The sequence below is a fragment of the Sporosarcina sp. P2 genome (assembly GCF_002743255.1).
In the GTDB taxonomy this organism is placed as follows: Bacteria; Bacillota; Bacilli; order Bacillales_A; family Planococcaceae; genus Sporosarcina.
This window is the reverse complement of record NZ_PDYY01000003.1, coordinates 88,027-100,929: the sequence shown is the minus strand read 5'-3', so window position 1 is coordinate 100,929 and position 12,903 is coordinate 88,027. Positions and strand designations below refer to the sequence as shown.

Below are 12,903 nucleotides of genomic sequence, written 5' to 3'. Positions count from 1 at the left end.
TAATCACCTTTTTCTACTTTCTACTCGATATCGTTTTACCGAGTTCCCGTGCTGTATCTCTTGCTAGTGCCGTAACAATTGTGCCTTTATTAATAACGATTTCCTTTTCTGAAATCTCGGACACGTCTTCAGCCGACAAAAGTTTTTTTGTGAATTCATATGCCTCTGGAACATTTACTGGAATAGCCTTAACCGCTTCCGTCGTCGCTTGTACAGATGCCACTTCTTTCGCGTCACCCGATTTCACTAGACGACCAATTGATCCTTGTGTAATGAAACCTGCATTTGCTTCATCGGTATCAATATGCATTTCGAGACGATAACGCTCATTCACCCGAATACGGACATTGCGGAATGAAATGGCTCGGACTCCGTCTGCTTCCACCGTGACATACTCTCCATCTTCCACACCAAAGCGCGTAGCATCTGCAGGTGCCATATGGATATGTGCCTGCGCGATAATAAGTCCTTGGTCTATATGCACACTACCTTTTGGTCCGATTAATGTAATCGGTGCTGATCCCTCAATATTACCGGATTCCCGAAGTGGGGGCTTGACGCCGAGTTTCATGGCATCCGTAAAGCTGACCTCGACTTGGGTAGCTTTTCGGACAGGGCCTAAAATACGCACACGTTCAATACTACTTTTAGGTCCTGCAATCATCACCGTTTCATTGGCGGCGAATTGGCCCGGCTGGGAAAGCTCGGACCGCTGTGTCAACTCATACCCTGCGCCAAACAATACTTCCACATGTTCAGGCTGTAAATGTACGTGACGGGCGGAAACCGCAATGGGAACCGCTCGTTCCGGCAATTGAACGGGACTTTTGCCCAATTGTCCAAGAATTTCTCCGACAATTTGTTCAATCAATTGCTGATTCATCTAGTTCACGCCTTTCTACTATGTCAGCAGTGATTATTCGCTTTTTGGTAACATCAATTCTAATTCGTTATGTGGTCTTGGGATTACGTGAACAGAAAGCAATTCGCCCACACGTTGTGCTGAAGCAGCACCTGCATCTGTTGCTGCTTTTACTGCACCTACATCACCGCGTACCATAACTGTTACGATTCCACCGCCAACATGTACTTTACCTACTAAGTTTACGCTTGCTGCTTTCACCATTGCGTCTGCTGCCTCAATTGCACCGATTAATCCTTTAGTTTCTACCATTCCTAATGCTGTACCTTCTCTGTTCATAATTGTTTCCTCCTAATAGTGTTTTATTTTGTAAGTTGTTTAACGATTTCACTGACTAAGTTCTGTACTAATGCTGGATCAATGTTGTTGTTTGTTGCGGCTGATACATTGTTCATCACACTGGATACGAGCTGATCATTTGAGCTTTCTACCGACTCTGAATGCTTCGGCAATTGTACTTCCTTCGTGCCATATGCCATCCGCTTAATGTTCAGCAAATGCGTAGCTGTGACATTGTCTGATGTAATATTGCCGCCAAATGTTCCGCAACCTAATGTGAATGATGGCATTAAGCCTGTCGTACCACCAACTGCTCCAACAGAGGACATCGTGTTGACCAAAATACGTGATACTGGCATTTCCATAGCGAATTCACGAGCTACTGCATCGATTTCGGTATGTAGTGCCAAGCTGTGACCACGTCCGCCAAGGTTCAGTAAGTCGAGGCACACTTCTTTCGAGTGCTTCACACCGTCGACGACATACATAGCGAAAATAGGTGATAGTTTCTCCAATGAAAACGGTACGTCTTTACCAACTTTTGTTTCCATCCCGACAATCAGGCGCGTACCTTCTGGTAAAGAAATGCCTGCCATTTTCGCGATGAACTGTGGGCTCTTACCGACCACTTTCGGATTCACCTTACCGGGTACCGGCGAGATGACACCTTCCATAACTTTTTTCTCTTCATCCGATAAAATATACGCGCCATTTTTCTTCAGCTCACGCGTAACCAGGTCCACGACGTGCTTATCAACCACGATGGCTTGCTCGGTTGCACAAATCGTACCGTAATCGAATGACTTGCTGTCTACGATATCTTTTACCGCTTTTTCAATCTTTGCGGAACGTTCGATATAAACTGGTACATTACCAGGACCTACACCGTAAGCTGGTTTACCCGAGCTATATGCCGCTTTGACGAGCGCACTACCGCCTGTTGCAATGATAAGATTCACGTCTTTATGCGACATTAATTGCTGTGTAGCTTCCATTGAAGCCAGTGTGAGACATTGAATCAAACCTTCAGGGGCTCCAGCTGCAACCGCTGCTGCATCACATACTTTTAATGCTTCGTGTGTGCATTCCACTGCGTAAGGGTGAGGGCTAACTACAATGGAATTTCGTGTCTTCAATGAAATCAACGTTTTGAAGAACGCCGTCGATGTTGGGTTGGTCGTTGGGATGATTGCGGCAACTACACCGAACGGAGCAGCGATTTCCACGACCTTATTCATATGGTCCTCTTTTATGACACCGACCGTTTTCATATCTTTAATACTTTCGTATACATCACGGGAGCCCACTTCGTTCTTAATTTTCTTATGAGCTGCTACCCCCATACCTGTTTCATCTACCGCAAGTTGTGCGAGGCGACCGGATTGTTCAAAAGCGGCATCAGCAACGGCTTTGACAATCTTGTCAACTTGTTGCTGAGTATAGCCCATGAATTTCTCTTGTGCTTCTTTTGCAGTTTGGACGGCTGTACGCATTTGTTGTAAAGCCAATAAATCTTTATCCATTAATTGGACCAAATTAAAACACTCCTTTCTAGATACTTATCTATCAGTAACTTAACGGATCTTTCGCCATCTTCTGTATCGCTTCTCGGAATGCGTCGGCTGCTGCCTTGCAAGAAGACTGGCTGCCTGTCAGTAGACCACCGCCAAAGTTGGTTTCGGAAGGAGGTGCATAGAGTACACAAAGTGTAACGTCTGCAGCTTTTAGTGCAGCATCCAAACCGACAACGGCCTCAACAGGCGGTGCAATCAAGTATGCCAATGACTGTCCATCGGCTACGTTAGCCATGTCAGCTAAGTAACTCCCACAACTGGAAATGGTATGCGCATATAACGCATGATCACGATTTCCGTTAATCGCCTCAAAATACGCTTCGTGCTCTATCGTTATACGAATCGAATCAAGACCACTTTTTACTTCTTCCGGCGACGAGCCAGCTATGACTCCTATAAACTCTCCCGATAACGGACCAGAAGAATGAGCTGAGCCTGCGTAAAAACTTTTTGCATAGACCACTTCCACATCGCTATGCTTCGTTGCTGCATCAATTGCTGTATAGCCGACGTCGTCAATTGTCGTCGTGATCAACCCAAGACTACGCTGGTGAGACTTCAATCGGAACTTCTCAGCAAGTTCCGGACTGACATTCGAAATGACTTGCATTGACAATATGTCTGCATAGATTTTCACTTGCCCTCCTCCTTCCTTATCCTTCCTTTTGAACAAGCGATACACCGCTCGCTTCATATTTCAAGATTTTCTGAATAACCGTTCCAAGAAATGCCCCCGCTTCAACAGGGGGGATTCCGCCTTTATGAATATTGGAGATGACCATACGATCCGCTTCAATCGTGCCATGTCTTGGTTTGTAGCATATATAAGCACTTAGCGACTCTGCAGACACAAGACCCGGACGTTCACCGATCAGCATGACGACAACATCAGGTTGCAACAGCTCTCCGATATCATCCATCACGGCAACTCGTCCCTTATCGACATAAAACGTTGTTCCCATATCAATATTCAAGTTGTTAAGTGATTGTTGTAACGATAAGTAAACGTCCTCCAAATTTTCTTCGATTGCTTTCGCACTCAGTCCATTTGACGCTACAATTTGTACGACAGGTGATTTTTTACAACGCTCTTGAATCAAAGCCCTTGCTTCGTCTGAAAGCTTTCTACCAAGATCCGGGCGTCGAATGTATTCTTCTTTATCTGACACTTTGGATTGCACTTGGAACAATCCTAGCTGTTCGAGCAAGTCATCTCGTACTTCACCGTAGACTGCGTCAACTGCTGCAGCGTGATCCAGTCGGAACTGTAGCCACGTCTTCGTTTTCGGACGTGAGCCTGCGCGCCCGACCCCTATTCTAGCTGGTGTTTTCTTACGATATTCTGCCAGCTTGTCTTCCTCAAGATCTTCTTGTGGTTTTGATTTCGAATTACCATACGCCGTCGTCGGTTTTGGTTTTACGGTGGAAATATTCCGCTTCGGCCCTTCTGTCGTACTATGGAACACCACCGCTCCGCTAGGCAATTTTTTCACAGTTTCCACTTCCAACTGCCCAATAGGTCGCCGTGAAAACAACTCTACTTTCTGTTCGTTCGTTGGCTGTTGTTGTATGGTTTGATTACTACTCGCAGCCTCTAGTTTTTCTACAACCATTTTTGTGATTTGCTGAATTAAATCCTCATTCAAGTCCATCCACCTCCTATCGATTGAAGAGTGTGAGATCTCCAGCATGTTTACTCAACATGCCATTTTCGTAAATCCCCATCTTTTCAAGCCATTTCAAGTATTCAGGTGCTGGTGTTTTACCCATCGTCTGAAGAACGGTCGCCACGTCATGGTAGCTCATGGACTGGTAATTCAGCATAACGTCATCACCCATAGGGGCTGCGATGATGAAATTCACACCTGCCGCTGATAATAAGATACTTAAATCTTCAATGTCATTTTGGTCTGCTTTAATATGGTTCGTATAGCAAATGTCTACACCCATCGGCAGTCCATGTAGCTTACCCATGAAGTGATCTTCAAGGCCTGCCCGGATCACTTGCTTACTGTTATATAAATATTCCGGACCAATAAATCCGACAACCGTGTTGACAATGTACGGATCATAATGTCGTGCAAAACCGTAGTTCCGTGCTTCCATGGTTACTTGATCTACACCATAATGCGCTTCAGCCGACAGTTCGGATCCTTGTCCTGTTTCAAAATACAATGTTTGAGGACCAGTACCCGTACCCATTTTCAGCGATAGATCTTTCGCTTCCGCAATTAATTCTGCTGAAATACCAAATGAACGATGGGCTTTTTCCGTTCCTGCAATACTTTGGAAAATCATATCCGCAGGAGCTCCCTGTTCGATTGCTTTCATCTGTGTCGTAACGTGTGCAAGTACACAGTTTTGTGTTGGAATTTCCCATTCATCAATAAAGTCTTTCGTCGCATTCAACACACGCTTTACGCTTTCTACGGAATCATCTACAGGATTGATCCCAATTACCGCATCACCGATACCGTAAGACAAGCCTTCTTTTAACGAAGTGATGATCCCATCAATATTGTCCGTCGGGTGATTCGGTTGGAGGCGGGAAGACAAAGTACCCTTTTGACCGATTGTAATATTACACGTTGATAAGATTTCGATTTTATTCGCCGCGTGTACTAAGTCCAGATTGGACATCAGCTTCGTTACAGCCGCAATGACTTCCGATGTCAATCCGCGACTGAGACGTTTTAATTCGCGGTCCCCTACTTCATTACTCAAAATGTATTCGCGCAGTTCTGCGATACTCCAGTTCTGGATTCCACTGTAGACCTTCTCGTTAATATCATTTTCAATAATCAGTGAGACTTCATCATCTTCGATTGGGATCAGTGGATTGTTACGGATGTCACTTATAAGCAACTCACTAACGACTGTTTTGGCAGCGATTCGTTCTTGCACGGTTTCCGCCGCAATTCCTGCGAGACGATCTCCAGATTTCTCTTCATTCGCTTTTGCTAGCACTTCTTTTAGGTCATGGAACACATATCGTTCGCCGCCTAATGTAGTGGATAAATTCACGTACAAGACCTCCTTTACGTTGTATGGAATGTTAAGGTTTTCACAACGACCGGTACGACGCCTGAAGTGAGCGCATTGCCGATATCGATGTAATCGCCTGTTTCCACATTAATTTGATCTATACAAATAATGCTTTGTTTCACTTGTAATGCCGCCAATGTTTGGCCAATCACTTTAGCGTGATCTGATTGAATGACCAATATAATCGGTTGTTCAGGGCGCGGCCTCTCGTTCATGATCTGAACAATTGCCTTGGCCAATCTCTGCACATCGCGAAATCCGAGATAGGGAAGATTGGACAGATAGAGAGCGAAGTTTTGTCCTTCTTTCGCAGAGTCGTATAAAGTAACCGCCTGCTGAACCGCGTCTTCAAATCGGGAAAATCCTATCTCGAGATTTTCTCCAAAATCATATTGGTAAATCGGAATGTTTTTTAAAGGCAACTCATGTGGCGCAATCTGTATGGTAGCCCCGCTAATTTCAGTAGTCTGTGTTCCAGCTCCCAATACAGTAGCCCGTACAGTTTCTACTGGCTCTTGCCAAGTAAAGTGTTGTAGTGATGTGTTTTGTAGCAGTGCCTCCGCAAGTTGCATGCCGATATCGTCGTACCGTGCTATTTGGACTTCACCGGAAGTATGATGATACATACATTCGGAAATACCACCTGAAAAGACGATGGTATCGATTGGTTGCAACCAGTTCGGTTCATGACCTAGCAAAAGCACTCGATCTTGTGCCTGAACTTCCTTCTTCAAAATACGCGCCATCGCTTCTGCCATATAAGTCGTTACGAATGATACAGCTGATGCATTTTTGGGGTCACCGACTTGTAACGTATAGCCTTGGTCTTGTAATAACCGTTCGACTGACGGTGAAATGGTACGGACTTTTCCGTGTTCAAATTCGATCAAGCGACCCCCGATATGCATCGTGCATGTACCAAGAAGTTGCTTGTCTTTGAATACTGCAATATTTGCTGTCCCTCCACCAATGTCTATATTGGCAATTACCTGGCCACTTTTTCCAGATGATTCATAGCTGCCTGACCCTTTTGCTGCGATAATTCCTTCTAAGTCAGGGCCTGCCGTTGCGACGAGGAAATCGCCTGCTTCATCAGACAACTGATGCAACATTTCACTGGCGTTTCGTTTGGTTGCGGTTTCACCTGTAATAATGACAGCGCCTGTTTCTATCTGCGAAGGCTGGATTCCTGCCTTTTCGTATTCCGTGCGGATAATCTGTTGGACACCCGCTACATCAATCGTCACTGCGTCTTGCAATGGTGTTCGAAATACTGGGCTCTTGTAGAGTATTTCTTTATCTGTAATTTCTATTCGTGGCACATGTGTTGCACCCGCTACATTACGTAGAGAAAAACGACTGATAATCAGTTTTGTCGTGCTTGTGCCAATATCAATTCCTGCACTAATAATTGTTTCGTGCTTATTGAAATTGCTCACGCCCACACTCCTCTCTGATTACTTACTGCCTTGTACTTTTAATTATATCTAGCTTAGACACCAGCTTCCGGGTCATTTCAATCTTCCCAATAACGTACAAAGTATGCACTCTGTCGGGAAGATTACAAACGCCTGTCGGAGCTAGACGGCGTCTTGCGCTTTTGATATAAAAAAGACGCCTTTACAAACCCATGGATTTTCCCATGGGATGTAAAGGCGCCATTGCCGTTTTTATTCACTTGTATGGAATTTACTATATCAAATTCCTATCTGGCTGTAAAGAAAATTAGCCGTGGAAGATCAAGTGCTTGTCGGCTTCTGACTCTACGTAATGCCGCATCGCATGAATGTCGTTCAACTTTGTCAATTCCTTTATATGCTTGATCCCCATACCCGTTTTGGAAGAAATCATGACAATGGGTCCGACGTTCATGACAGTCTTTAACATGCCAAGTGAACGATCTATATCCGCTTCCGGAAGATCGCATTTGGTGATGACCCCGATGGGTAGTTTCGGGATTCCCATGCTGAAACCTGGTGGAAAAATAAGCTTTTCACTCGTTGCGTCTTGCAAATACAGTACGTGCGTTACTTCAAGCGCGGTGGCCATAATATTTTTGTAGAACATAGGATTTTCCGTGTACTCGCCCGGCGTATCGACAATCCAATCATAATAACTGAGCGTTTGCGTTTTGAAAGCTTCTACTTTTCGGCCCAATAAAGCATTCGTCAATGTAGACTTTCCCGCCCGTACCGCACCGATCAGCATTGCCTTGTTTCGCATCGTCCTCACTCCTTATGATTTTGTGATTTCAGCTGGCGTATACTTTAACTTCTCCGATAAAAAACGATTAATCTCCAGCATAGCCATCTCTACTTCGGAGACGCTCCCTACGATGACAAGACTTCCTGTAAATCGATCGAGGAATCCAATTTGAACATTTGCTGCTTTCGTAGCTAAGTCCCCCGCGATAATTACCGTCTCACTCGGTGTACAAGTGAGAATACCTAAAGCTCCAGCTTCCTGGATGCCTAACTTCTGAAACATGTCTGGATCGGGATTAGCGATCAAATGACTGAGTGTAATCTGTTTTCCTGGAACGAATTCCTGTATAAATCGTTTCTTGTCTTCGCTCATTACACACACTCCTCGTTTATATTTTTATGCTTTAGCGGCGGGAGCTTTCGTTTCAGCATCTTCATACTCGCCTTCGCGAATAATTCCCGCTTCACGGTCTTGCTTTTCTAACCTTAATGCTGTTGGTACAGACAGCTTGTATGCAATGATAACTGCGATGATACCCGCACTTAATTTACCTAGTATAACCGGTAAAATTATATTGGGTTGGAAATTCGCTGTGAAAGATAAATGATCCCCTAGCAAGAATGCAGCACACACTGCGAATGCGATATTGATAACTTTATCTTTTGGTTTCATGTAACGAACTAATGAGAACATCGCCAAGATATTCGCGACAGTCGCAAGTAGACCCGCGCTACCTTCAGGCGAAAGCCCAATTTTCTTTCCCGCGGCTTCCAAAGGTCTCCCCATGTACTTTCGAATCAAGTAAATCATTGGGAATGCACCCGCTAACATAATACCAATATATCCGGCTGTTTCAAGTGCACGGAATTGGTCTGCTTTATCCGCCATGATTGGATCAAAGCCCCAAACACCAAAGATCTTAGTAAAGATACCCGTAAATACTTCCACGATAGAGAACACTAATACAAGTTTAATGGCAGCGTCCATCACACGGCCAAAAATCATAAATCCGTTAATCATAATACGTGGAACAAACTTCAGTCCGACCGCGATCAATACAACAAATAATAATAATGGCAATAAATTTATGAAGATTTGTAAATAACTAATCGCAAACTCATAATTGGATGTAGCCGTCGTGCTGATTACATCACGCACGTCCGTGTTGAACAAAACAACTAATACCGATGCAATAAATGCACCGATTGGAATCGTCAATACACCTGACATGATGCCAAGCGCCATGTACTTATGGTCTCGTTTATCTAGCATGGCAAGTCCCATTGGAATAGAGAAGACGATTGTTGCTCCGGACATGAAACCAACGATCAGCGCCATGATCCATCCTTCATTTGTTACCTTTAGCGCTTCCGCTAACTGATAACCACCCATATCTGAAGCCAGAATAGTAGTTGCAGCAAGTGCCGGATCTGCCCCGATTGAATTAAATACAGGACCAATGAATTTACTGATAAACCAGGTCAAGTAGGGTATAGACGCCATGATTCCTGCCGCAGGAACGAAGATATGCCCAACAGCGTGTAATCCAGACATGAATTCCTTACCTAATCCCACTTCCGGATTTTTTATTGAAGCAAATGCCCCTGCAACTGCACAGGCCATGATAATGTAGACAATTACCGTACCGATCATTTCCATTTGAGTTTCCCCCTATTACTTTCTTATAGTGTTACCGTCAACCTTGTATTAATACACTTGCCACCACCTTTAAATCTAATGACAAATTCTGAAAAAAGAAGACAAAAATGACGCTTAAAGAAGGTATCTCTTTAAGCGTCTTTGCTTAGGTCTATTTACTTGTGCGAATCTATAATCTCCACTGCAAGTGACTCCATTGTCATTTGCCTTGACATACTTGTATCACGCATTTTTTTAAATGCCTGTTGCTCGGTTAAGTTCTCTGAATTCATCAGAATACCTTTTGCCCGTTCGATGACTTTCCGCTTTTCCACTTCCTGTTTTGCCTGCTGAATACCGTCTTTTAGCCGGTGCACTTTACTGGATTGATGCAGTGCAACTTCAATTGCAGGAATTAAATTGGCTTCAGAAATGGGCTTGACTAAATAGCCGACCACGCTGTCTTGCTGCGCCTTTTCCACAAATTCCTTTTGACTGTACGCGGTAATGATTAAAATCGGTATATCCAGTTGTTCTCCGATGATTCGACTGGCTTTTAGTCCATTTATCTTCGGCATTTTAATATCCATCAAAATCAAATCAGGTTTATGCAAAAAGGCTAGCTCGATCGCTCGATCACCATCGCCTGCTTCCCCAACGACTTCATAGCCATGGTCTTGCAAAGTCATTTTTAGATCCATACGAATAATTGATTCGTCTTCCGCTATCAAGATTCGTTTACTCATGAAAAATCTCCACCCCCGCACCCACTGGAAAATTGATTACTGCATGTGTCCCGATTTCCCTAGGCACATATAGGAACTCACCATTTAAGTCATTGGTTACTAAGTTGTGGATAATTTCCGTGCCGAGTGACGTTTGCGGATTCTTCATTCCAACGCCGTTGTCGGAAACGTGAAGTTCTACAAAGTCATGATCCACAATAAATTCCACATTAATAATTCCTTCTTCTTTGCCTCGAAATGCATGCTTAAGTGAGTTTTGTATGAGCTCATTAATAATCAATGCTATTGAAACCGCTTTCTTAGAGGTTGTTATTATTTTATTGCCATTCGGCTCAATAATCAAGTCTACTTTTAAGTTGTAATCGTTTAGTACCATCGTGGAACAAATTTTTCTTGTCAAATCTATAATATTTACATCATCGTCGTCTGCATCTTCCTTCGTAAGGATAATTTCATACACAGAGGAAATGCTATATATCCGGTTAAGTGTTTCCTCAAAAGCAGATCGGTTATTAGCTGATATGCCATTACGCATTTGCAATCTTATCAAGCTTGCGACAGTTTGCAAATTATTTTTAACCCGATGATGTATTTCTTTAATGACGACGGATTTCATCATCAACTCTTTTTCCTTTGTCCGAAGTTCAGTAATATCTTGGACGATCAACAACGTTTCTTGAGACTTATTTTTTTCACGCATTTTTATTTTTTTTACAATTAAGTTTTTGTCCTGAATCGTCAACTCAAAGACAAATACATCCTCTTCCTGCTCATAAACTGTCCGCAAAAACGGTAGCATTTCCAATAAATCTCGATACAATACGTCATCCCGTCCGCTCATTTCAGAAATAAGCTTTAACCCCGAGGGATTTGCATAAACTAATCGATTACTAGCATCAGTCAAAATAAGCATCTCCATCAATAAATCCGAGACTACTCCAAGACTCGAATTCGTCAGTTGATCTTCCGCTGTTTCTGTAACTACCGAAAACCTTTTTATATCGTCAGCCGGTAGCGGTGAGGTGACTTGTTTCTCAGAAACCAACACACCGATCACTTGGTGATAGGTGTTCTTAATGGGTACCACGGTTTGATGCACCACGATACCTTCTTGTGTCATCGCCTGCTGTATGATAGATTTCTTTCCGTTACGATAAGAATAAAAAACGCCCGGTTCAAAAGACTCAAATACAATCTTTCCAATGACAGAATTAGTATACAGTGGAGTACACCCCATTGGAAAAGCCTCTGCAACGACAATCGCTTGATTACTCGGTTTTAATTTACAATCGATGAACATATACGAATTGGATAGATCTGCATAGGTTTGTAAGCTAAACGCCATCTCTTGCAAAATCTGCACATCTTGATTAGTCAATTCCGTATGTAATTTACAAAGTTTCTCTACTGTTGATTTTACCAATACGCCACGACCCTACGATCAGGAGTACTGCTACCCCTACCCTTTAAAATTAGTATAGATTGGTTAGCGAAAGAGGTCAATTGACAAGTTCGATGTCGATAAATGGGCATTAAGGAAATCTTCCACCTTTCTCTTATACGCTTTCTGATCCATCACGAATGCTTCCCCGTGATTCGCATCATCTACTAAAAACAGTTCCGCTTCACTCTCCGTTACTTCGTACAGTTCCTTTGTCATATCTGTCGGTACAAATGTATCGGCGTTGCCGTGTATGTACAGTATTGGTATAGTTGCACGCTGTACAGCACTCAGCGCATCTGCTTCCTTCAATGAATATCCCGCTTTTGCGTTCGTCAATAAGTTCATATTATCAAGTAACGGAAATGCCGGCAAATGAAACATTCGATTTAATTGATAGCAAAAAGCTGATAAGCGGATTGATACGGACTATCTGCAATGACTGCCTTCACTTGATCGGGAAGCTTCTCACCACTTGCCATCAAAACTGTAGCGGCCCCCATTGACAACCCATGGTAGACCACTTCTGTAGCAGGATCCATATTTTCGCTAAGTAACTTCGTCCAATCAATCAAATCCAAACGATCCGGCCATCCAAAACCATAATAGTCTCCACCACTTTTTCCATGTCCTCTAGCATTTGGCATGAAGAGATTATATCCCAGTTCTTCATAATAAAATTGACCGTACAAGCCCATCTGTTTTGCGTGTCCTAAATAACCATGTGTCAGAATCACTAATTTGTTAGTCGGCTGTTTGGCAGACAAGTAATACCCCATTAACTCTATACCATCTCTTGACGTCATGTGCATTTCTTCAAACTCCTGTTTATCCACCCAATCTAGCCAGTCTCCATTTAAAAACACATCCATGGTTTCAGCTGATACTTTCAAGTCAGCATTGCCTGTCAGGAAGTCTTTGGGACCACGTTTGATGGCCAAGTTATAGAAGAAAAAGCTTCCTGCTATCTGAAAAATAATAAAGATAGCAACGAGTAAAACGACAACTTTTTTCCATCTTATTTTTTTCATTTCTATATCCTCGTTCTCTTTG

14 protein-coding genes are annotated in these 12,903 nt (G+C 43.2%); all 14 read right to left on the bottom strand.

Going from position 1 to position 12,903, the window contains the following annotated elements:
* Window positions 1-13: 13 nt before the first annotated feature.
* Window positions 14-883 (bottom strand): phosphate propanoyltransferase, encoded by an 870-nt coding sequence (gene pduL / locus CSV67_RS04505; RefSeq protein WP_099630438.1) that lies wholly within the window; start codon window positions 881-883, stop codon window positions 14-16.
* A 33-nt stretch (window positions 884-916) separates the two neighbouring features.
* Window positions 917-1,201, bottom strand: a complete 285-nt coding sequence (locus tag CSV67_RS04500; protein ID WP_029053414.1) for a BMC domain-containing protein — start codon at window positions 1,199-1,201, stop codon at window positions 917-919.
* Window positions 1,202-1,224: 23 nt separating this feature from the next.
* A complete protein-coding gene (locus CSV67_RS04495) occupies window positions 1,225-2,724 on the bottom strand; it encodes an aldehyde dehydrogenase family protein (protein ID WP_199173131.1) in 1,500 nt (499 codons plus the stop codon).
* Window positions 2,725-2,767: 43 nt separating this feature from the next.
* On the bottom strand, window positions 2,768-3,469 hold the full coding sequence (gene eutL, locus CSV67_RS04490) for an ethanolamine utilization microcompartment protein EutL (protein ID WP_099630436.1): 702 nt from the start codon (window positions 3,467-3,469) through the stop codon (window positions 2,768-2,770).
* The gene (gene eutC / locus CSV67_RS04485; protein WP_369803140.1) at window positions 3,429-4,427 is read right to left on the bottom strand and encodes an ethanolamine ammonia-lyase subunit EutC; all 999 of its coding nucleotides are present in this window, start codon (window positions 4,425-4,427) and stop codon (window positions 3,429-3,431) included. Before eutC ends, eutL begins: the two co-directional genes overlap by 41 nt.
* Window positions 4,428-4,434: 7 nt before the next feature.
* A complete protein-coding gene (locus CSV67_RS04480; protein ID WP_099630435.1) occupies window positions 4,435-5,799 on the bottom strand; it encodes an ethanolamine ammonia-lyase subunit EutB in 1,365 nt (454 codons plus the stop codon).
* Between the two features lie 14 nt (window positions 5,800-5,813).
* Entirely contained in the window at window positions 5,814-7,259 is a 1,446-nt protein-coding gene (locus tag CSV67_RS04475; RefSeq protein WP_099630434.1) for an ethanolamine ammonia-lyase reactivating factor EutA, read from the bottom strand.
* A 286-nt stretch (window positions 7,260-7,545) separates the two neighbouring features.
* Window positions 7,546-8,043, bottom strand: coding sequence for a EutP/PduV family microcompartment system protein (locus CSV67_RS04470; RefSeq protein ID WP_099630433.1), 498 nt, complete (start codon window positions 8,041-8,043; stop codon window positions 7,546-7,548).
* Window positions 8,044-8,055: 12 nt separating this feature from the next.
* Window positions 8,056-8,397, bottom strand: coding sequence for an ethanolamine utilization microcompartment protein EutS (eutS, locus tag CSV67_RS04465; protein WP_099630432.1), 342 nt, complete (start codon window positions 8,395-8,397; stop codon window positions 8,056-8,058).
* A gap of 24 nt (window positions 8,398-8,421) precedes the next feature.
* A complete protein-coding gene (gene eutH / locus CSV67_RS04460; RefSeq protein WP_099630431.1) occupies window positions 8,422-9,684 on the bottom strand; it encodes an ethanolamine utilization protein EutH in 1,263 nt (420 codons plus the stop codon).
* 155 nt (window positions 9,685-9,839) lie between these two features.
* Entirely contained in the window at window positions 9,840-10,409 is a 570-nt protein-coding gene (locus CSV67_RS04455; RefSeq protein WP_099630430.1) for an ANTAR domain-containing response regulator, read from the bottom strand.
* Complete coding sequence (locus CSV67_RS04450) at window positions 10,402-11,832, bottom strand: histidine kinase N-terminal domain-containing protein (protein WP_099630429.1); 1,431 nt, start codon at window positions 11,830-11,832, stop codon at window positions 10,402-10,404. The genes CSV67_RS04455 and CSV67_RS04450 overlap by 8 nt, the downstream gene beginning before the upstream one ends.
* A gap of 63 nt (window positions 11,833-11,895) precedes the next feature.
* Window positions 11,896-12,225: an alpha/beta hydrolase gene (locus CSV67_RS17105; protein ID WP_369803134.1), complete on the bottom strand. Its 330-nt coding sequence runs from the start codon at window positions 12,223-12,225 to the stop codon at window positions 11,896-11,898.
* A gap of 14 nt (window positions 12,226-12,239) precedes the next feature.
* The gene (locus CSV67_RS04445; RefSeq protein WP_369803133.1) at window positions 12,240-12,881 is read right to left on the bottom strand and encodes an alpha/beta hydrolase; all 642 of its coding nucleotides are present in this window, start codon (window positions 12,879-12,881) and stop codon (window positions 12,240-12,242) included.
* Window positions 12,882-12,903 lie beyond the last annotated feature (22 nt).